The organism is Brevundimonas sp. (genome assembly GCF_027484365.1).
Classification (GTDB): Bacteria; Pseudomonadota; Alphaproteobacteria; order Caulobacterales; family Caulobacteraceae; genus Brevundimonas.
This window is the reverse complement of sequence record NZ_JAIXTC010000019.1, coordinates 25,259-44,645: the sequence shown is the minus strand read 5'-3', so window position 1 is coordinate 44,645 and position 19,387 is coordinate 25,259. Positions and strand designations below refer to the sequence as shown.

20 protein-coding genes are annotated in these 19,387 nt (G+C 66.5%); 18 read left to right on the top strand and 2 right to left on the bottom strand.

Annotated elements, in window-relative coordinates; genetic code table 11:
• The first annotated feature begins 384 nt into the window (after nucleotides 1-384).
• The 17 genes from nuoF (at nucleotide 385) to Q0044_RS09535 (ending at nucleotide 16,919) form a co-directional block, all read left to right on the top strand.
• Nucleotides 385-1,698, top strand: coding sequence for an NADH-quinone oxidoreductase subunit NuoF (gene nuoF / locus Q0044_RS09615; RefSeq protein ID WP_298161799.1), 1,314 nt, complete (start codon nucleotides 385-387; stop codon nucleotides 1,696-1,698).
• Nucleotides 1,699-1,701: 3 nt separating this feature from the next.
• Nucleotides 1,702-2,199 carry a hypothetical protein gene (locus Q0044_RS09610; RefSeq protein WP_298161798.1) on the top strand — a complete coding sequence of 166 codons (498 nt, stop codon included), beginning with the start codon at nucleotides 1,702-1,704 and terminating at the stop codon, nucleotides 2,197-2,199.
• Complete coding sequence (gene nuoG, locus Q0044_RS09605) at nucleotides 2,199-4,244, top strand: NADH-quinone oxidoreductase subunit NuoG (protein WP_298161795.1); 2,046 nt, start codon at nucleotides 2,199-2,201, stop codon at nucleotides 4,242-4,244. The genes Q0044_RS09610 and nuoG overlap by 1 nt, the downstream gene beginning before the upstream one ends.
• 4 nt (nucleotides 4,245-4,248) lie before the next feature.
• The gene (gene nuoH / locus Q0044_RS09600; protein WP_298161792.1) at nucleotides 4,249-5,322 is read left to right on the top strand and encodes an NADH-quinone oxidoreductase subunit NuoH; all 1,074 of its coding nucleotides are present in this window, start codon (nucleotides 4,249-4,251) and stop codon (nucleotides 5,320-5,322) included.
• Between the two features lie 5 nt (nucleotides 5,323-5,327).
• Nucleotides 5,328-5,540 carry a hypothetical protein gene (locus Q0044_RS09595; protein ID WP_298161790.1) on the top strand — a complete coding sequence of 71 codons (213 nt, stop codon included), beginning with the start codon at nucleotides 5,328-5,330 and terminating at the stop codon, nucleotides 5,538-5,540.
• Entirely contained in the window at nucleotides 5,537-6,028 is a 492-nt protein-coding gene (gene nuoI, locus Q0044_RS09590) for an NADH-quinone oxidoreductase subunit NuoI (RefSeq protein ID WP_298161788.1), read from the top strand. Before Q0044_RS09595 ends, nuoI begins: the two co-directional genes overlap by 4 nt.
• 63 nt (nucleotides 6,029-6,091) lie before the next feature.
• Nucleotides 6,092-6,718 (top strand): NADH-quinone oxidoreductase subunit J, encoded by a 627-nt coding sequence (locus Q0044_RS09585; protein WP_298161786.1) that lies wholly within the window; start codon nucleotides 6,092-6,094, stop codon nucleotides 6,716-6,718.
• A complete protein-coding gene (gene nuoK, locus Q0044_RS09580) occupies nucleotides 6,718-7,026 on the top strand; it encodes an NADH-quinone oxidoreductase subunit NuoK (RefSeq protein ID WP_298161784.1) in 309 nt (102 codons plus the stop codon). Before Q0044_RS09585 ends, nuoK begins: the two co-directional genes overlap by 1 nt.
• A 2-nt stretch (nucleotides 7,027-7,028) precedes the next feature.
• Nucleotides 7,029-9,113 carry an NADH-quinone oxidoreductase subunit L gene (gene nuoL, locus Q0044_RS09575; RefSeq protein ID WP_298161781.1) on the top strand — a complete coding sequence of 695 codons (2,085 nt, stop codon included), beginning with the start codon at nucleotides 7,029-7,031 and terminating at the stop codon, nucleotides 9,111-9,113.
• Between the two features lie 3 nt (nucleotides 9,114-9,116).
• Complete coding sequence (locus Q0044_RS09570) at nucleotides 9,117-10,604, top strand: NADH-quinone oxidoreductase subunit M (RefSeq protein WP_298161778.1); 1,488 nt, start codon at nucleotides 9,117-9,119, stop codon at nucleotides 10,602-10,604.
• Nucleotides 10,605-10,611: 7 nt separating this feature from the next.
• Entirely contained in the window at nucleotides 10,612-12,057 is a 1,446-nt protein-coding gene (gene nuoN / locus Q0044_RS09565) for an NADH-quinone oxidoreductase subunit NuoN (protein ID WP_298161775.1), read from the top strand.
• A 4-nt stretch (nucleotides 12,058-12,061) separates the two neighbouring features.
• Nucleotides 12,062-12,823: a biotin--[acetyl-CoA-carboxylase] ligase gene (locus Q0044_RS09560; protein WP_298161773.1), complete on the top strand. Its 762-nt coding sequence runs from the start codon at nucleotides 12,062-12,064 to the stop codon at nucleotides 12,821-12,823.
• Nucleotides 12,820-13,602, top strand: coding sequence for a type III pantothenate kinase (locus Q0044_RS09555; protein ID WP_298162070.1), 783 nt, complete (start codon nucleotides 12,820-12,822; stop codon nucleotides 13,600-13,602). The genes Q0044_RS09560 and Q0044_RS09555 overlap by 4 nt, the downstream gene beginning before the upstream one ends.
• Nucleotides 13,599-15,275 carry a ribonuclease J gene (locus Q0044_RS09550; protein ID WP_298161770.1) on the top strand — a complete coding sequence of 559 codons (1,677 nt, stop codon included), beginning with the start codon at nucleotides 13,599-13,601 and terminating at the stop codon, nucleotides 15,273-15,275. The genes Q0044_RS09555 and Q0044_RS09550 overlap by 4 nt, the downstream gene beginning before the upstream one ends.
• Before the next feature lie 4 nt (nucleotides 15,276-15,279).
• A complete protein-coding gene (locus tag Q0044_RS09545; RefSeq protein ID WP_298161769.1) occupies nucleotides 15,280-16,224 on the top strand; it encodes a hypothetical protein in 945 nt (314 codons plus the stop codon).
• Nucleotides 16,225-16,231: 7 nt separating this feature from the next.
• Nucleotides 16,232-16,654, top strand: a complete 423-nt coding sequence (gene mce / locus Q0044_RS09540; RefSeq protein ID WP_298161767.1) for a methylmalonyl-CoA epimerase — start codon at nucleotides 16,232-16,234, stop codon at nucleotides 16,652-16,654.
• Between the two features lies 1 nt (nucleotide 16,655).
• Nucleotides 16,656-16,919: a DUF1467 family protein gene (locus tag Q0044_RS09535; RefSeq protein ID WP_298161765.1), complete on the top strand. Its 264-nt coding sequence runs from the start codon at nucleotides 16,656-16,658 to the stop codon at nucleotides 16,917-16,919.
• Between the two features lie 3 nt (nucleotides 16,920-16,922).
• Here the strand turns inward: Q0044_RS09535 and Q0044_RS09530 are convergent, their stop codons facing one another.
• Nucleotides 16,923-17,456, bottom strand: a complete 534-nt coding sequence (locus tag Q0044_RS09530; RefSeq protein WP_298161763.1) for a DUF2306 domain-containing protein — start codon at nucleotides 17,454-17,456, stop codon at nucleotides 16,923-16,925.
• A 5-nt stretch (nucleotides 17,457-17,461) separates the two neighbouring features.
• Nucleotides 17,462-17,875: a DUF2141 domain-containing protein gene (locus Q0044_RS09525; protein WP_298161762.1), complete on the bottom strand. Its 414-nt coding sequence runs from the start codon at nucleotides 17,873-17,875 to the stop codon at nucleotides 17,462-17,464.
• Between the two features lie 127 nt (nucleotides 17,876-18,002).
• Here Q0044_RS09525 and proS point away from each other — a divergent pair, with 127 nt between their 5' ends.
• Nucleotides 18,003-19,316, top strand: coding sequence for a proline--tRNA ligase (gene proS / locus Q0044_RS09520; protein WP_298161761.1), 1,314 nt, complete (start codon nucleotides 18,003-18,005; stop codon nucleotides 19,314-19,316).
• Nucleotides 19,317-19,387 lie beyond the last annotated feature (71 nt).

The window sequence follows — 19,387 nt, the reverse complement described above, 5'->3', positions numbered from 1 at the left end:
ACTTGCGTCCCGCCTTTGGCGAACCGTCGCGTGATTGTCCGATGACCGGTGCAGTGTTCGTGATCTCAAGACGTTCGGGGGACCGTCGTGACATCGAAACAACCGAAGCGCGGCGTCGCCGGCCTGTTTATGGCCAATCTCATGGGCGCCGGCGCCCTGCCTCTGGGCGGGGTTCCGGCACAGCCTGCCCCTGCGTCGCCCGCCGCACCGTCACTTCCGTCTCCTCCCGCCGGTTCCCCGAATGCGCCTGATCAGACACCTACGAACTCAGGCGGCCAGCGTCCGCCTCCGCCCAGCGAGCGCCAGACGGGCGATCGCCGCAGCGAACTCTCGCGCCCGCGCGGCAAGGGCGTCGGCGGCTCAGGTCGTGGAGGGAACCCGCTGATGGCCGGCCTGCTGCAAGACAAGGATCGCATCTTCACCAACCTGTACGGGCTCCAGGACTGGGGCCTCGAGGGCGCGAAGACCCGCGGCTGCTGGAACGCGACCAAGGACATGCTGGACATGGGCCGCGACTGGCTCATCACTAACGTCAAGAACTCGGGCCTGCGCGGACGCGGCGGCGCCGGCTTCTCGACGGGTCTGAAGTGGTCCTTCATGCCGAAGGAGCTGAAGGATCGTCCCCACTATCTGGTCGTCAACGCCGACGAGTCCGAGCCGGGGACCTGCAAGGACCGGGAGATCATGCGCCATGATCCCCATCTGCTGATCGAAGGCTGTTTGATCGCCTCCTTCGCGATGCAGGCCCACGCCTGCTACATCTATCTGCGCGGCGAATATGTGCTCGAGCGCGAGCGCATGGAGGCGGCGGTCAAGCAGGCCTATGAGGCGAAGCTGATCGGCAAGAACAACATCCATGGCTGGGACTTCGACGTCTATATTCACCATGGCGCCGGCGCCTACATCTGCGGCGAAGAGACGGCCCTGCTGGAAAGCCTGGAGGGCAAGAAGGGCCAGCCGCGCCTGAAGCCGCCATTCCCGGCCGGCGCCGGCCTGTACGGCTGCCCGACCACGGTGAACAATGTCGAGTCGATCGCCGTCGTCGGCACAATCTTGCGTCGCGGGGCCGACTGGTTCGCCGGCTTCGGCCGGGCCAACAATACCGGCACCAAGCTGATGTCGATCTCGGGCCATGTGAACCGCCCGTGCAATGTCGAAGAGGCCATGTCGATCCCGCTGCGCCAGCTGCTGGAAGAGCATTGCGGCGGCGTTCGCGGCGGCTGGGGCAATCTGAAGGCCGTGATCCCGGGCGGGGTTTCCGTTCCGCTGATCACGCGCGAGATGTCCGAGACGGCGCTGATGGACTTCGACAGTCTGCGCGACATGAAGTCGGGCCTGGGCACCGCGGCCGTCATCGTCATGGACGAGTCGACCGACCTCGTGAAGGCGATCGCCCGGATCAGCTATTTCTACAAGCATGAGAGCTGCGGCCAGTGCACGCCCTGCCGCGAGGGCACGGGCTGGATGTGGCGCGTGCTGGAACGGATGGCCGTGGGCGAGGCCGATCCGTCGGAGATCGACCTGCTGCTCGACGTCGCCGGCCAGGTCGAGGGTCACACCATCTGCGCCCTCGGCGACGCCGCCGCCTGGCCGGTTCAGGGTCTGATCCGTCACTTCCGTCACGAGATCGAGGACCGTATCTCGGCCTACCGCTCGCGCCGCGCGAATTTCGCCGGCCATGCCATTGCGGCAGAGTAGGGGATGCGGCCTGTGCTCATCCTGTCCTTAGCGCTGACCACCCTGGCCGCCTGCAACCCGGCGCCGGAGACGGCCGGGCCGACGCCGACCGAGATCGTCGCCGCCGAGGCGCCGGTGTCCGACGCCGTGGCGCAGACGCCGGCGGTGCTGACGGCGGTCGACCTGCGCCGGGTCTGCAAGGCCGGCCTCGCCGCCATCCATGGACAGGAAATCACTGCGATCGAACTGACGGGGACCGAAGGCGACGTGCTGACTGCCCAGTGGCGCGCGCCGGTTGACGGCGGCCTGATGAAGGCCCAGTGCCGCGCGGCCGATGGTCTCGTCGTGTGGAAGCCGCTGGATCTGCCCGACCCCGCCTCCGTGCGGTGGATGAATGAGTCCGGCGATCCGGTCGTGCGCTACGCCATGCGCGGCGACGAGATCGAGATCACCCAAACGCTGCCTGACGGCACGACGCAGACGGCCGCCGAGGTCGTTCGCGCTGAAGAAGAGGTCCGCTGATGCCCGTCGCCAAGGTCAACGGCGTCGATGTCGAGTTCGAGCCCGGCATGACCGTGCTCCAGGTCGCCGAGCGCGCCGGGCACGAGATCCCGCGTTTCTGCTATCACGAGCGACTGTCGATCGCCGGCAACTGTCGCATGTGCCTGGTCGAGGTGAAGCCAGGACCGCCGAAGCCCCAGGCCTCGTGCGCGCTTCCGGCCGCCGAAGGCCAGATGATCTTCACCGACACGCCGATGGTGAAGAAGGCGCGTGAAGGGGTGATGGAGTTCCTGCTCATCAACCACCCGCTGGATTGCCCGATCTGCGACCAGGGCGGCGAGTGCGACCTGCAGGACCAGGCCATGGGCTATGGCCGCGACGGTTCCCGCTATGCGGAGAACAAGCGCGCGGTCGAAGAAAAGCACATGGGTCCGACCATCAAGACCTTCATGACGCGGTGCATCCAGTGCACCCGTTGCGTGCGCTTCATCAGTGAAGTCGCCGGCGTGCCGGACATCGGCATGATCTCGCGCGGCGAGGACGCCGAGATCACGACCTATCTCGAACAGGCCGTGAACTCCGAGCTGTCGGGCAACGTCAACGACCTTTGCCCCGTCGGCGCCCTGACCCACCGGCCGTGGCAGTTCCACTATCGTCCGTGGGAGCTGAAGAAGACCGAGACCATCGACGTCATGGACGCCCTGGGCTCCAACATCTCGGCCCAGTCCAAGGGTGCCGAGGTCATGCGGATCCTGCCGCGCGTGCACGAGGGCATCAACGAGGAGTGGCTGTCGGACAAGAGCCGCTACGTCGTCGACGGCCTGCAGGCGCGTCGCCTGGACCGCCCCTATGTCCGTGAGAACGGCAAGCTGCGCGCCGCCTCGTGGGACGAGGCGCTGAACGCCGTGGCATCGAAACTGACGGCGGCTTCGGCCGACAGGATCGGCGTCATCGCCGGCGATCTTCAGGACGCGGAATCGATGAAGGCGGCGCTGGACCTATTCCGCGCCCTGGGCTCGAACAACACCGACTGCCGCCAGGACGGCTCGGCCCTCGGCTATGGCCCGCGCGAGGGCTGGCTGTTCAACACCGGCCTGCAAGGGCTGGAAGAGGCCGACTCCATCCTGCTGGTGGGCGTCAATCCGCGCACCGAGGCGCCGCTGCTGAACCAGCGGATCCGCAAGAGCTGGCTGGCCGGCAAGACCCGTGTCGGCGTCATCGGCGACGCCGCGGACCTGACCTATGACTTCGACGTCGTCGGCCGGGGCGCCAAGACTCTGTCGAAGCTGCCGAAGGCCGCATCCGACGCCCTGTCGAACGCAGAGCGTCCGGCCATCGTTGTCGGCGCGGGCGCTCTCTCGGGCCCGGACGGCGCCCGGGTGCTGCAACAACTCGGCAAGCTCGCCGCCAAGCTCGGCGTCGTGAAGGACGGCTGGAACGGCTTCAACGTCCTGCATCACGCGGCCGCCCGCGTCGGTGGCCTGGACATGGGCTTCGTGCCTGCGACCGGCGGCATGTCGGCCCACGAGATGATGCAGCGGGACGCGGTGGATGTCCTGTTCCTGCTCGGCGCCGACGAAATCGAGACCGGTCCGTCGAAGGCCTTCAAGGTCTATCTGGGCAGCCACGGCGACCGCGGCGCGCATACCGCCGACGTCATCCTGCCGGGCGCGGCCTGGACCGAGAAGTCGGGCCTCTACGTCAACACCGAGGGCCGGGTTCAAATGGGCGAACGCGCCGTCTTCCCGAAGGGCGATGCGAAAGAGGACTGGGCCATCCTTCGCGCCCTGTCGGAACGTGTCGGCCATACCCTGCCGTATGACACCCTCGACCAGCTGCGCACGAAGTTGATGTCGGATCACCCGACCTTCGGCCGTATCGACTATCTGGCCCCGGCCGGGTCGTTCGACGTGGCGAGCCTGGGCCAGAAGGGCGAACTGGGCGATGTCGCCTTCGCCTCGGCCGTGGTCGACCCCTATCTGAACAACCCGATCGCGCGCGCCAGCGCGACCATGGCCGAGCTCAGCGCCCAGCGCATGGCTCCGGCCCTGCTGGCGGCGGAGTAGACGCATGGAATCGACTTCCTTCTGGACCACGCCGCTCGGCTGGACCCTGGCCACGACCGGGGCGGTCGCCCTGATCACGGTCGGGGTGCTGATCGCCGTCGCCTTCCTGCTGCTGGCCGACCGCAAGATCTGGGCGGGCGTCCAGATGAGAAAGGGCCCGAACGTCGTCGGCCCGTTCGGCCTGCTTCAGTCCTTCGCGGACATGATCAAATTCGTCCTGAAGGAGATCGTCGTCCCCGCCGGCGCGGACAAGTTCGTCTTCCTTCTGGCTCCGGTGATCACGGTGATCACGGCCTTCGCGGTCTGGGCCGTCATTCCGTTCGCGCCCGGCTGGGTCGTGTCGGACCTGAACGTCGGCATCCTCTATGTCTTCGCCATCTCCTCGATGGGCGTCTACGGCATCATCATGGGCGGCTGGGCTTCGAACTCGAAGTACCCGTTCCTCGGCTCGCTGCGGTCCGCTGCCCAGATGGTGTCCTATGAGGTCTCCATCGGCCTGATCATCATCAACGTCATCCTGCTGGCCGGGACGATGAACCTGTCGTCCATCGTGGAGTCGCAGGAGGGCTGGTTCTGGAACTGGTACGTCTTCGGGGGCGGCGAGGGGACCTGGCCGCTGTTCGTCGTCATGGTGCCGATGATGGTGATGTTCTTCGTCTCGGCCCTGGCCGAAACCAACCGTCCGCCGTTCGACCTGCCCGAGGCCGAGTCCGAGCTCGTGGCCGGCTATCAGGTCGAATACTCGTCGACGCCCTATCTGCTGTTCATGATGGGCGAGTACGTGAACATCATCTTCATGTGCGCGATGATGAGCATCCTGTTCTTCGGCGGCTGGAACCCCGGCTTCCCGATCGACTTCGCCGCCGGCTGGCCGCCGATCCTGCTGAACCTGCTGCTGTTCCTGATCTTCTTCGCCAAGATCGTCTTCTGGTTCTTCATGATCTCTCTGGTGAAGGCCTTCGTGCCCCGCTACCGCTACGACCAGCTGATGCGTCTGGGCTGGAAGATCTTCCTGCCGACCTCGCTGGTGGCGGTCGTCGTCACCTCGGCCTGGCGCGTGTTCGCGGTGGGAGGATGATCCGGATGGTCCTCATCGCCCTTACGGCCGCCACGCTCGCCGGCTGCGCCTTCCCGGCCCCGTATGAAGCCGAACCCACCTCGCCCTATCAGTGGCAACGCCGCCAGGAGGGCATCGAGCGCCAGGAGGCAGAACGCGTCCGCCTGTGCGCCATCATGAACAAGGACACGGATCGCTATCGCCGCGACTGCACGCGTCCGGGAGACCCTGTCCGATGATCACGCGTATCGCCCAGGCCGCCAAGGGCGCGATGATGCTGGACCTGTTCGGCGCCATCGGCCTGTCGCTGAAATACATGGCCCGGCCCAAGGCCACGGTGAACTATCCGTTCGAGCGCGGCCCGCAGTCGCCGCGCTTCCGGGGCGAGCACGCCCTGCGCCGCTATGCGAACGGCGAGGAACGCTGCATCGCCTGCAAGCTGTGCGAGGCCATCTGCCCGGCCCAGGCCATCACGATCGAGTCGGAACCCCGCTCGGACTGCAGCCGCCGCACGACCCGCTACGACATCGACATGGTCAAATGCATCTACTGCGGCCTGTGCCAGGAGGCCTGCCCGGTGGACGCCATCGTCGAGGGACCGAACTCCGAGTTCGCGACCGAGACGCGCGAGGAACTCTACTACGACAAGGCTCGATTGCTGGATAATGGCGACCGCTGGGAACGGCAGATCGCGAAGAATCTGGAACTCGACGCACCCTATCGCTAAACGAAGCGCGCGAATCCCTGCGGGTTCGCCGCCCAACCGACTGAAAGGGGCATCGTCCCTCCCATGCTGCAAGGCATAGCCTTCTATCTGCTGGCGGCGACAGCCGTGGCGTCCGGCCTTCTGGTCGTGACGGCGCGTAATCCCGTGCACTCGGTCCTGTGGCTGATCCTGGCCTTCTTCTCGTCGGCCGGGCTGTTCGTCCTGCTGGGCGCGGAGTTCCTCGCCATGCTTCTGGTGGTCGTCTACGTCGGCGCCGTCGCGGTGCTGTTCCTGTTCGTCGTGATGATGCTGGACGTCGACTTCGTCCGCCTGCGCGAGGGATATGCGACCTATCTGCCGCTGGCCGCGATCGTCGCGGGCATCCTGCTGGCCGAGATGATCATGATCTCGATCGTGGTGGTCCAGGGCGGCGCGACGGCCGACGCCCTGGCCCCGGCGGTCGCCGGCCCTGACGCCTCCAACGTCGAGACGATCGGGCGGGTGCTCTATACGGACTATGTCTACTTCTTCCAGGCGGCCGGGATCGTCCTGCTGATCGCCATGATCGGCGCCATCGTCCTGACCCTGCGCAAGCGGACCTCGGTCCGCCGCCAGGACCCGGGCGCCCAGACCAACCGCGACCGCAAGACCTCGGTCGAGATCAAGGGCGTCGTCACCGGCGTCGGCGTGACGGGCGAGGAACTGCGCTGATGGAAGTCACCCTGCAGCACTATCTGGCGGTGGCGGCGATGCTGTTCACCATCGGTGTCTTCGGCATCTTCGTGAACCGCAAGAACGTCATCATCATTCTGATGTCGGTCGAGCTGATCCTGCTGGCCGTGAACATCAATTTCGTCGCCTTCTCGGCCTATCTGCACGACGTGCAGGGGCAGATCATGGCGATGTTCGTCCTGACGGTCGCCGCCGCCGAGGCCGCGGTGGGCCTGGCCATCCTGGTGACCTTCTTCCGCAACCGCGGCGATATCGCGGTTGACGACGCCAGCGTGATGAAGGGCTGATCGTGTCTCTCGAACTGCTCGTTACCCTGGGCGTCTTCGCCCCCCTGCTCGGCGCCGCGATCGCCGGCTTCTTCGGACGCCGCATCGGCGACATTCCTTCGCAGATCGTCACGACCGGCCTGCTGTTCTTCTCGTGCGCCGTGGCCTGGACCGTGTTCAGCCAGTGGACCTGGGGTCACCTGGAGCCGTTCACGGTCGTCGTTTCACCCTTCATCACCGTGGGTGACTTCCAGTCGAACTGGTCGATCCGCATCGATGCCCTCTCGGCCGTCATGCTGGTCGTGGTCACGACCGTGTCGTCCCTCGTCCACCTGTATTCGTGGGGCTATATGGCCGAGGACGACTCCCGGCCGCGCTTCTTCGCCTATCTGTCGCTGTTCACCTTCGCCATGCTGGCCCTGGTCACCGCCGCCGACTTCATGCAGCTGTTCTTCGGCTGGGAAGGGGTGGGCCTGGCCTCGTACCTGCTGATCGGTTTCTGGTTCAAGAAGCCGACCGCCAGCGCCGCGGCCATCAAGGCCTTCGTCGTCAACCGCGTCGGCGACTTCGGCTTCGCCCTGGGCATCATCACCGTCTTCTGGATGTTCGGCACGATCCAGTTTGCCGAACTGTTCCCGCTGATCGCCTCCAAGGCCGGCACGGGCTGGGAGTTCCTCGGCTACACTTGGTCGGCGCTCGACCTGGCCGGCGTGCTGCTGTTCATCGGCGCCATGGGCAAGTCGGCCCAGTTCTTCCTGCACACCTGGCTGCCCGACGCCATGGAGGGCCCGACCCCGGTCTCGGCCCTGATCCACGCGGCGACCATGGTCACCGCCGGCGTCTATATGGTGTGCCTGCTGAGCCCGATCTACGAATACGCCCCGACGGCCTCCCTGCTCATCGCCATCACCGGCGCGGTCACGGCCCTGTTCGCCGCCACCGTCGGTCTGATGCAGAACGACATCAAGCGGGTCATCGCCTATTCGACCTGTTCGCAGCTGGGCTACATGTTCTTCGCGGCGGGCGTCGGCGTCTACGAATCCGCCATGTTCCACCTGTTCACCCACGCCTTCTTCAAGGCCCTGCTGTTCCTTGGCGCCGGCTCGGTGATCCACGGCATGCATCACGAGCAGGACATGCGGAAGATGGGCGGGCTGTGGAAGCTGCTGCCGGTCACCTATGCCGTGATGATGATCGGCACGATCGCCATCACCGGTCTGGGCATCCCCGAGATCGGCGGCTTCGCCGGCTTCTACTCCAAGGATTCGATCATCGAGAGCGCCTATGCGGCGGCGACCAGCGGTCACTCTGCGGCGGGGTATTTCGCCTTCATCGTCGGCATCTTCGCGGCGGCCCTGACCAGCTACTATTCGTGGCGGCTGATCTTCATGACCTTCCACAACAAGCCCCAGTGGACGGAAGAGGCGATGGCGGCCCACGCTCATGACCACGGCCACGACGACCACGCTGCGCACGCCCATTCGGCGCCGGACGCGCATGATGATCATGCCCACGACGACCATGGCCATCACGGCCCGCTGAAGCCCCACGAGAGCCCGTGGATCATGCTGGTGCCGCTGATCGCCCTGTCGGTCGGCGCCGTCGCGGCAGGTTTCGTCTTCGCCCCGAGCTTCATCGGCCACCACGAGGCCGAGTTCTGGCGCGGCGCCATCTTCTCGGGCGCGAACAACCACGTCCTGCACGACAGCCACGAGGTTCCGAAATGGGTGAAGTGGTCACCGCTGGTGGTGACCCTGCTCGGCGCCTTCATTGCCTTCTACTACTACGTCATGCGTGAGGGCCTGGCGAAGCGGATGGCGGCCAAGGAGGGCCCGCTGTGGAGCTTCCTCTACAACAAGTGGTATTTTGACGAGATCTACGACTTCATCTTCGTGCGCGGCGCCAAGGGCCTTGGCGACCTGTTCTGGAAGATCGGGGACGTGAAGATCATCGACGGCCTGGGGCCGAACGGTGTCGCATGGGCGTCGCTGAAATCCGCCGCGCGACTGGCGAAGATCCAGTCCGGCTATGTCTATCACTATGCGTTCGTGATGCTGCTCGGCGTGGCCGGTCTGCTCGCCTTCGCCATCTACACCTGGGGCGCCTGAGTTATGGGTACGATCCCCAACATCCTGAGCGTGGTGACGTTCCTGCCGCTGGTCGGCGCGGGCCTTATCCTGCTCGCCAAGCTGATGGCGAAGTCCAGCGAGGACACGATCGCCCGCTGGGTCGCCATGATCACCACCCTGGTGGTGCTGGCCGTCGCGACCGTTCTGGTGCTGCAGTTCGACAGCACGAACGCGGCCTATCAGTTCGTCGAGAACTATGTCTGGTTCGCCGGCGCCGGCTATCACCTGGGCGTCGACGGGGTCTCGATCCTGTTCGTCCTGCTGACCGCCTTCCTGATGCCGATCTGCATCCTGGCCAGCTGGAAATCCGTCGAGACGCGCGTCGGCGACTATATGATCGCCTTCCTGGTGCTGGAGACCCTGGTCATCGGCGTGTTCACGTCGCTGGACCTGTTCCTGTTCTACATCTTCTTCGAGGGCACCCTCGTTCCGATGTTCATCATCATCGGGGTGTGGGGCGGTCAGAACCGGATCTACGCCGCCTACAAATTCTTCCTCTACACCCTGCTCGGGTCCGTCCTGATGCTGCTGGCCATGCTGTGGATGGCCAACGAGGCCGGCACCACGTCGATCCCGGCGCTCAAGGAATACGCGTTCGGACCCGTCGCCCAGTCGCTGCTGTGGCTGGCCTTCTTCGCCTCCTTCGCGGTCAAGATGCCGATGTGGCCGGTGCACACCTGGTTGCCCGACGCCCACGTCCAGGCGCCGACGGCGGGCTCGGTCATCCTGGCCGGCATCCTGCTGAAGCTCGGCGGCTACGGCTTCATCCTGTTCAACGTGCCGATGTTCCCGGATGCGTCGGTGATGTACCGGCCCCTGGTCTTCACCCTGTCGGTGATCGCCATCGCCTACACCTCGCTGGTGGCCTTCCGTCAGACCGATATCAAGAAGCTGATCGCCTATTCCTCGGTCGCCCACATGGGCTTCGTGACCATGGGTATCTTCGCCGGCAACGCCCAAGGCATGCAGGGGGCCGTCTTCCAGATGCTGAGCCACGGGCTGATCTCGGGCGCGCTCTTCCTCTGCGTCGGCGTCGTCTATGACCGGATGCACACCCGCGAGATCGCCTTCTACGGCGGCCTGACGAACCGGATGCCCTGGTACGCCGCCATCTTCCTGATGTTCACCATGGCCAACGTCGGGCTGCCGGGAACTTCGGGCTTCATCGGCGAGATCCTGACGATGACCGGCGTCTACCAGGCCTCGACCTGGGCCGCCTTCGTGGCCGCGACCGGCGTGATCCTGTCGGCCGTCTACGCCCTGACCCTTTATCGCAACGTCATGTTCGGCGAGATCACCAACCCGGCCCTGGCCACGATCAAGGACATCGACCTGCGCGAGCTGGTCATCTTCGTTCCCCTGATCGTCGGAACCATCTGGCTGGGCGTGCAGCCGGACCTGGTCCTGAACTACACCGCAGCCTCCGTCGACGCCGTCGTCAACGGCTGGCAGCTCGCGACCGGCGGGTGAGAGAATAATGCCTGACCTGTCCTACGCCCTGAACCTCGCCGCCTCGGAGCTGACGCTCGCGATCGGCGCCCTCGTGCTGCTGCTGCTCGGCGCCTTCATCGGCGAGAAGTCGGCGCGGCTGATCTCCATCCTGTCGGTGGCCCTGCTGGTCGCCGCATCGGCCGTGGCCGCGACCGGTCCCCTGGGCGAGGCCTTCAACGGCGCCTATGTCGCCGATCCGCTGGCCATCTACGCGAAGGTCGCGATCTACATCGCCTCGGCCTTCGCCGTCGTGCTGGGCGGCGGCTGGATGCAGCGGATGAACATCGCCCGCTTCGAGTTTCCGATCCTGATCGTCCTGGCCGCCGTCGGCATGGGGATGATGGTGTCGTCGGGCGACCTGATTTCGCTCTACGTCGGGGTCGAACTGCACTCCCTGGCCCTCTACATCCTCGCCGCCTATCACCGTGACGACCTCAGGGCGTCGGAAGCCGGCCTCAAGTACTTCGTTCTCGGCGCCCTGTCGTCGGGCCTGCTGCTCTACGGCTCCAGCCTGATCTACGGCTTCGCCGGATCGATGCGGTTCGAGGACATCGCCGCCTATGCGGCCGCCAACCCGGGGCCGGGCCTGATCTTCGGCCTCGTCTTCCTGATCTGCGGCCTGGCCTTCAAGGTCTCGGCCGCGCCGTTCCACATGTGGACGCCGGACGTCTATGAGGGCGCGCCGACGCCGGTCGTGGCCCTGTTCGCCACGGCGCCGAAGATGGCGGCCATGGTCCTGTTCGCCCGCGCCCTGTCCGAAGGCTTCCTCGGCGCCCACGACCAGTGGGCCCAGGTCCTGATCCTGATCGCCCTGGCCAGCTTCGTGGTCGGCGCCTGGGGCGGTCTGGCCCAGAAGGACGTCCAGCGTCTCCTGGCCTATTCCTCGATCGCCAACATCGGCTACGCCATCCTCGGCATCGCCGCCGGCACCGAACAGGGCCTGCAGGCCATGGTCACCTTCATGACCCTGTACATGATCGACACCATGGGCTTCTTCGCCATCCTGCTGTCGCTGAGCCGCAATGGTCGTCCGATCCGCAAGATCGCCGATCTGGCGGGACTGAAGAAGGACCGGCCGCTGACCGCCCTGGCCATCACCATCCTGTCCCTGTCGGTTCTCGGCATGCCGCCGTTCTCGGGCTTCTGGGGCAAATACTATGTCTTCGGCGCCGCCGCCTCGGCCGGCTACTGGATGGTCGCCGCCGCGGGTCTGGTCGCGTCGGTCGTGGCCGCCTTCTACTATCTGCGCATCATCAAGCTGATGTGGTTCGACGCGGCACCCGAGGGCACGGCGCCGACCGACAAGGCCCCGGTGGAAGCCCAGTGGATCGGCTGGGCCTGCGCGGCCTTCTCCTTCCCGCTGGTCATTGTCGGTCTGACCTGGCTGGAGCCCCTGACCCGTATCGCCGCGACCGGTTTCGGAGCTGGGTAGGGCGGTGACGCCGCCCATTCACCTCCTCGACGAGATCGATTCCACCAACGCCGAGGCCCGTCGCCGGGCCGAGTCCGGCGACGCCGCGAGCCAGTGGATCGTGGCGCGCCGCCAGTCGGCAGGGCGAGGACGGCGCGGACGCGAGTGGAACAGCGACACGGGCAACCTGTTCGCCACCCTGTTGACCCTGACGGCGAAGCCTCCCGTTGAGGCGGCGCAGATCACCTTCGTCGCGGCGCTCGCCGTCGCCGACCTGTTCGACGCCTTCGCCGTTCCGGGCGTGGTCTCGATCAAATGGCCCAACGACGTGATGCTCGCGGGCGACAAGGCTTCAGGCATCCTGATCGAGTCCGGCCTCCATGCGAACGGTGCCCTGTGGCTGGCCGTCGGCATCGGCGTGAACCTGGCCCATGCCCCGGAGGGGACCGAGAGGCCCGCCACCAGCCTCGCCGCCCATCTGCGCACCGACATCGCCTATCCGCCCTCGATCGACGCCGCCGCGACCGTGCTCGCCGAGGCCTTCGCGGTCTGGCAGGCGCGCTGGGACAGCCTGGGTTTCGAGCCGATCCTCGACGCCTGGACCGCCCGAACGACCGGTCTGGACGGCCCCTGCGTCGCCCGGCTCGGGCATGAGACGGTGGAGGGAATCGCCGAGGGGGTGGCCCAGGACGGCGCGCTTCGCCTGCGCATCGCAGACGGGGCGCTGCGCCTCATCTCGGCGGGCGACGTCTTCTTCGGTTCGGACGCGCACGGAAGGGCCGCCTGATGCTTCTCGCCATCGAACAGGGCAACACCAATACGCTGTTCGCGGTCCATGACGGCGAAACCTGGATCGCCCAGTGGCGCACGGCCACCGAGGCCAGCCGCACGGCCGACGAATATGCGGTCTGGCTGACCCAGTTGCTGGCCATGCGGAAGATCGAACTGGCCTCGCTGACGGGCTGCATCATCTCCAGCGTCGTGCCGCAGTCGATCTTCAACCTGAGGAACCTCGCGCGCCGCTATCTGTCGGTCGAACCCCTGGTCATCGGCGACAATGTCGAGCTCGGCATCCCCGTGCGGATCAAGAAGCCGAGCGAGGCGGGCGCCGACCGGCTGGTCAACGCCATCGGGGCGCATCTGGTCTATCCCGGCGACCTGATCGTCATCGACTCGGGCACAGCCACGACATTCGACGTCATCGCCGCCGACGGGGCGTTCGAGGGCGGGGCGATCGCGCCCGGCATCAACCTGTCGCTCCAGGCCCTGCATGAGGCGGCGGCCATGCTGCCGCGCATCGCCATCCAGAAACCCGACACGGTAATCGGCAAGGACACCGTGTCCAACATGCAGTCCGGCGTCTTCTGGGGCTATGTCGGCCTCATCGAGGGCATGGTCTCACGCATCAAGGCGGAGTGGGGCGCGCCCATGACCGTCATTGGAACCGGAGGCGTCGCCTCCCTGTTCGAGGGGGCGACCCCGGCCATCGACCGGTTCGATCCGGACCTGACCATCCGCGGCCTGCTCGAAATCTGGCGCCGCAATACCCATCTGACGGACACATGACGAAAGCAAAACCCAACGACGAACTCGTCTTCCTGCCGCTCGGCGGCTCGGGCGAGGTCGGAATGAACCTGAACTGTTACGGCTACGGGCCGGAAGACGATCGCCAGTGGATGATCGTCGATGTCGGCGTGACCTTCGGCGACCTGTCGACGCCGGGCGTGGACATCATCGTGCCCGATCCCGCCTTCCTCGAGGGCGAGACTATCCGTGGCATCGTCCTGACCCACGCGCACGAGGATCACATCGGGGCCCTGCCGTGGCTTTGGAGCCGGATGAAGGCGCCGCTGTACGCCACGCCCTTCACCGCCTTCCTGATCCGCGAGAAGCTGCGCGACAACGGCGTCAAGGACGTCAAGATCATCGAGATCCCGATGGGCGGCCACGTCGATCTCGGCCCGTTCCAGGTCGACTTCGTCACCATGACCCACTCGATCGCCGAGCCGAACGGCCTGAAGATCACCACGCCGCTCGGCACCGTCTTCCACACCGGTGACTGGAAGCTGGATCCGGCCCCGGTCATCGGTCAGCCGACCGACATCGCCACGATCACGAAGATGGGCGACGACGGCCTTCTGGCCATGGTCTGCGACTCGACCAATGTCTTCGTCGAAGGCGAGGCCGGGTCGGAGACGGAGGCCCAGGACGGCCTGATCAAACTGATCGGCTCGCTGAAGACCGGGCGCATCGCCGTCGGCTGTTTCGCCTCCAACGTCGCCCGCATGGTCAGTGTCATCAAGGCCGCCGACAAGGCCGGGCGTCGCGTCGCCCTGGCCGGCCGGTCGATGCACCGCATCACCGCCGCGGCCCGTCACGTCGGCCTGTTCAATGACTCGCAGCGCATCCTGACCGAGGACGAGGCCCGCCACTGGCCGGCGGACGAGATCCTGTATCTGTGCACCGGCAGCCAGGGCGAGGACCGGGCGGCCCTGTCGCGCGTCGCCGACGGGTCGCACCCCTTCATCAAACTGGGTCTGGGCGACCACTGCATCTTCTCGTCGCGGGTCATCCCCGGCAACGAACTGGCCATCGCCAACCTGCAGGACCGGATGGCCGATCGCGGCGTCCGCCTTTACACCGAAAAGGACCACCCCGGCATCCACGTCTCCGGCCACCCGTGCCGCGACGAGATGAAACAGATGTACGAATGGGCCCGGCCGCGCATCTCGGTCCCGACCCACGGCATGCGTCGCCACCTGATGGAGCACGCCGCCTTCGCCCGCGATCTGGGCGTCGAGGAGACGGTGACGCCGCGCAACGGCGACCTCGTTCGCCTCGCCCCCGGAAAGGCCGTGATCATCGACGAGGTTCCGAACGGCCGCCTCTATGTCGACGGCGGCATGGTGGTGACCGAGAAGGGCGAGGCCCTGCGCGAGCGTCGCCACGCCTCGACCAACGGCGTACTGGTCGTCAGCTTCGCCATGGACCGGCGCGGCAAGATCGTCTCCGACATCGACGTGCGCGCCATCGGCCTGCCGGGCGACGAGGTCACGCCCCTGGGCGACGCCCTGGACGACCTGGCCGAGCGCGTCGAACAGGTCGTGGGCTCGCTGAAGGGCGAGGCCCGCGACGACGACGATGTGGTCGAACAGGCCGTGGCCCGTGTGCTGAAGAAGGCCTCGCAGCAGATCTGGGACCGCCGTCCGATCGTCGAGACGGTGATCCTGAGACTGTAGGTCGATGGCGCGCCCTTCGTTCGAACGGGTTCAGGATCGGGCGCGCCGCCTCAAACACCGTATCCGTCACGCGCGCCATCCGCTCACCGGCTGGCGCAAATGGGGGGTGATCGCAGGGCAGGGGCTGGCGGGGATCGTCGCCCTGTTCCTGGCGATCAATCTGGTGCTCAGCCTGTCGACCTTCCGGGGCGAGGACCCGGCGTCGCGCACCGCGCACGAACTGGCCGTCCTGTGGTTCAGCACAACGGGCGACCGGCCGACCTCGGACGAGGCCTTTCGCATTCTTCACGGCGGGAATCTGGGGGACGACCCCACCGCCGGCCAGATCCGGGCCCATTTCGAGCAGGCGGCCGAAGGTGGCACCTTCCTGCTGGATCAGGTGATGATCGACCGGATCCAGGCCGTTAACGGCCGGGTCGACAGTCGTGTCCTGCCCCCCGGCGTCTACGTCGGTGCCCATGCCCTCGGGCCAGACGATGCGCCTCTCGTCTGGGTGACCAAATGGATGGCGCACTATCTGCTGTTCCCCCGCCACGCCTATATCCTGGTGGTCCCGGAGCAGGGCCAGGCCCTGGCCTTCTCCGCCAGTCAGGAGGGCAAGTTCCCCGACGCGGGCCAAGCCCGCGACCGCCTGTCCGCCCGGCTGACGCCCTATGATGACGCCGCCTACGACTTCCCGAGTTCGGGCGAGGCCCTGCACGAGATGACCATCGTCAGCCGGGACCCGGCTGTCGTGCGCGCCGCCCCTGCCACCCTGGACAGAGCCCGGCGCGAACTGGAGGCCAGGAACGCGACCTATGGCCTGCTGGCGCCCAACTCCAACACCGTGGTCGGCTGTATCCTTGAGGGCGCCGGGCTGATGTCGGCCGAGGTGCGACGATCCATCCTGCTGGCTTTGCGGGCTCCCGGCATGGGCGCGGCTTGCCCGCTTGCGGACGAGGGGCCATAGCGGGCGGATGATCGGCAGACTCAATCACATCGGCGTCGCCACGCCCTCGATCGAGGCCAGTGTCGCCCTGTACCGCGACATTCTCGGTGCGACCTCGGCGGGTGAGCCGTTCGACCTGCCGGCACAGGGGGTGCGGGTCTGTTTCATCGACCTGCCCAATTCTCAGATCGAACTGATCGAACCGCTGGGCGAGGACAGCCCGATCCACGGCTTCCTCGCGAAAAATCCGAAGGGCGGTCAGCACCACGTCTGTTTCGAGGTCGAGGACATCCTGATCGCCCGCGACAGCATGCGAGCGAAGGGGGCGACCCTTCTCGGGACGGGTGAACCCCGTATCGGCGCCCACGGCACGCCCATCCTGTTCCTGCATCCGAAGGACATGGGCGGGGTGCTGGTCGAGCTGATGGAAACCCCCAAGGAGACGCACTGACATGCCGATCGGCCCGATCACCATGTTCGCCATCTACGTCGTCGTCTGGTGGGTGGTGCTGTTCACTGTTCTTCCGATCGGCACCTCCAGCGAGACCCACGAGCCGCCGACCGACGGCAGCCAGTGGGGGGCGCCGAAGACGCCGAACCTGAAGCGCAAATTCATCACCACGACCTGGGTGGCCTTCCTGCTGTGGCTGTTCGTGATGTGGCTGGTCTTCATCGGCTGGATGCCGCTGCCGGATCTGGCACCGCCCGTTCCCTAGAGTTCACACGACCTGGGCGGCCGACAGGCGTGCGCGCCGCCGCCGGCGGAGAAGCGTCCGCACGATCTCGGCCGCGTTCCAGGCCAGCAGCAGGATCAGGAAGACCAGCAGGGTGACGCTGTGGGTCAGGCCGATGATCTGCCCGCCCTCGCGGCTGACGAGCTCCCGCATGGCGTCGATGCGCAGGAAGACCTCGTTCACCCCGCCGCCGATCAGCAGGTAGTAGCTGAGGATCATGCTCGACAGGTGGACGTGTTTCCAGATGCCGTGCCGGCGGATCAGCCGGGCGGATCCCCAGCCGGCCGCGATCAGGACCAGGGTCAGGATCGCCAGCACGTGCGGAAAGAAGAAGATGCCCAACTGATAGATGCCGAGCGCCGTCAGGTTGAGGATCACCTGCGAGGCGACGAAGACCTGACCCACCTGCCGGTGCCGGCGGGTGCCTTTGGGCGTCGCGAAGACATAGGCCCCGGTCGCAAGGGCGATGAGGCAGGCGAGGCTGTGCAACCAGCCGAGCGGGACGAGATCGAGGTTCATCGAACTCAGAGCCCCAGCGCGACAGGGATCACACCGCCCGCTGCGGGCACGTTGACGGCTGCGTCCCGGAAGGCCGGCGGCCCCATGACGGCCGGCGCGGCCCGGCTGTAGCCCCAGGGTTCGTTCGGCCGGCCCATCATGCCGAAGCCGAGGCGGCCGTTGGAATCCACATCCTGAAAGGCGGCGACGCCCCAGCGACCGGCCGGGACATTCTCGAACCGGGCCACGGCCGTACCGTTGCTGACGGTGACCCGGGCCGTCCTGGCGCAGCGCATGAGGCCCTCGGCCTCGGAACACAGCTGAACCATGACCGGACCGCCGGGGACGGCGCCGGTCAGGCGGACCTCGACCGTCCCCGCTGCGGCGACGGCGGGCAGGGCGAGGGCGGCGAACAGGGCGGTGGTGAACAGGCGGGTCATTGGTCTCTCCATGAAGAACTTTGCAAAACAAAGCATACTGCGATCATGGTGTCAAACGCGCCGCCATTGCGTTGCCAAGGTTCGCCCGCACGGGCTAGACGAGACGACCCCGAACAAGGACCGAACAATGCGCCTGTCGCGCTATTTCCTGCCCACGTTGAAAGAGGCGCCGTCGGACGCCCAGATCGTCTCGCACCAGCTGATGCTGCGGGCCGGGATGATCAAACAGGAGGCCGCCGGCATCTACGCCTGGTTGCCGCTGGGCCTGCGTGTCCTGAACCGCATCGAACAGATCGTGCGCGAGGAACAGGAGCGGGCAGGGGCCGTTGAACTCCTGATGCCGACCCTGCAACTGGCCGACCTGTGGCGCGAATCGGGCCGCTATGACGCCTATGGGCCGGAGATGCTGCGCATCACCGACCGGCACGAGCGCGAGCTGCTGTACGGCCCCACCAATGAGGAGATGATCACCGACATCTTCCGGGGCTTCGTGAAGAGCTACAAGGCCCTGCCGCTCAACCTCTTCCACATCCAGTGGAAGTTCCGCGACGAGCGCCGTCCGCGCTTCGGCGTGATGCGCGGCCGCGAATTCCTGATGAAGGACGCCTATTCCTTCGACATCGACGAAGCCTCGGCGCGTCGGGCCTATAACCGCATGTTCGTGGCCTATCTGAACACCTTCGCCCGCATGGGTCTGAAGGCCGTGCCGATGCGTGCCGACACCGGCCCGATCGGCGGCGACCTGTCCCACGAATTCATCGTCCTGGCCGACACGGGCGAGAGCCAGGTCTTCTGCGATAAGGCCCTGGTCGAGATGCCGGCGCCCGGTCCCGACGTCGACTGGAACGACCTTCAGGCCATCGTCGACGGCCGCACCTCGCTCTATGCCGCGACCGAGGAAATGCACGACGCCGCCCAGTTCGAAAGCCAGACGGCGGAGGGCGATCGCCTGACCGCGCGCGGCATCGAGGTCGGCCACATCTTCTATTTCGGCACCAAATACTCGGCCCCGATGAAGGCGAAGGTCGCGGGGCCGGACGGCGTGGACACCGAGGTCCACATGGGCTCCTACGGCGTCGGAGTCTCCCGCCTGCTGGGCGCCATCATCGAGGCCAGCCACGACGACGCCGGCATCATCTGGCCCGACGCCGTGGCCCCGTTCGACGTGGTCGTGATCAACCTGCGCGCCAGCGATCCGTCGGTCTGCGAGGCCTGCGAGGCGGCGGTCGAGGCCCTGGAAAAGGCCGGCAAGTCGGTCCTCTATGACGACACCGACGAGCGTCCGGGTGGCAAGTTCGCCACCGCCGACCTGATCGGAATTCCGTGGCAGCTGGTCATCGGTCCCAAGGGCGTGGCCGACGGCGTCGTCGAACTGAAGCGTCGCGCGACCGGCGAGAAGTCGACTGTGGCTCTCGCCGCTGCGCTGGAGGCCATCGGTTGAGCACGATCGTTTCCCTTCCCCCCTCGGGGGAGAAGGTGGCCGGCGAAGCCGGACGGATGAGGGGGACGGTT

Excerpts from the sequence above, each read along its gene's own strand:
- nuoF (WP_298161799.1), top strand. The coding sequence starts at position 385 with ATGGCCGGCCTGCTGCAAGACAAGGATCGCATCTTCACCAACCTGTAC.
- Q0044_RS09610 (WP_298161798.1), top strand. The coding sequence starts at position 1,702 with ATGCGGCCTGTGCTCATCCTGTCCTTAGCGCTGACCACCCTGGCCGCC.
- nuoG (WP_298161795.1), top strand. The coding sequence starts at position 2,199 with ATGCCCGTCGCCAAGGTCAACGGCGTCGATGTCGAGTTCGAGCCCGGC.
- nuoH (WP_298161792.1), top strand. The coding sequence starts at position 4,249 with ATGGAATCGACTTCCTTCTGGACCACGCCGCTCGGCTGGACCCTGGCC.
- Q0044_RS09595 (WP_298161790.1), top strand. The coding sequence starts at position 5,328 with ATGGTCCTCATCGCCCTTACGGCCGCCACGCTCGCCGGCTGCGCCTTC.
- nuoI (WP_298161788.1), top strand. The coding sequence starts at position 5,537 with ATGATCACGCGTATCGCCCAGGCCGCCAAGGGCGCGATGATGCTGGAC.
- Q0044_RS09585 (WP_298161786.1), top strand. The coding sequence starts at position 6,092 with ATGCTGCAAGGCATAGCCTTCTATCTGCTGGCGGCGACAGCCGTGGCG.
- nuoK (WP_298161784.1), top strand. The coding sequence starts at position 6,718 with ATGGAAGTCACCCTGCAGCACTATCTGGCGGTGGCGGCGATGCTGTTC.
- Q0044_RS09570 (WP_298161778.1), top strand. The coding sequence starts at position 9,117 with ATGGGTACGATCCCCAACATCCTGAGCGTGGTGACGTTCCTGCCGCTG.
- nuoN (WP_298161775.1), top strand. The coding sequence starts at position 10,612 with ATGCCTGACCTGTCCTACGCCCTGAACCTCGCCGCCTCGGAGCTGACG.
- Q0044_RS09550 (WP_298161770.1), top strand. The coding sequence starts at position 13,599 with ATGACGAAAGCAAAACCCAACGACGAACTCGTCTTCCTGCCGCTCGGC.
- Q0044_RS09545 (WP_298161769.1), top strand. The coding sequence starts at position 15,280 with ATGGCGCGCCCTTCGTTCGAACGGGTTCAGGATCGGGCGCGCCGCCTC.
- mce (WP_298161767.1), top strand. The coding sequence starts at position 16,232 with ATGATCGGCAGACTCAATCACATCGGCGTCGCCACGCCCTCGATCGAG.
- Q0044_RS09535 (WP_298161765.1), top strand. The coding sequence starts at position 16,656 with ATGCCGATCGGCCCGATCACCATGTTCGCCATCTACGTCGTCGTCTGG.
- Q0044_RS09530 (WP_298161763.1), bottom strand. The coding sequence starts at position 17,456 with ATGAACCTCGATCTCGTCCCGCTCGGCTGGTTGCACAGCCTCGCCTGC.
- Q0044_RS09525 (WP_298161762.1), bottom strand. The coding sequence starts at position 17,875 with ATGACCCGCCTGTTCACCACCGCCCTGTTCGCCGCCCTCGCCCTGCCC.
- proS (WP_298161761.1), top strand. The coding sequence starts at position 18,003 with ATGCGCCTGTCGCGCTATTTCCTGCCCACGTTGAAAGAGGCGCCGTCG.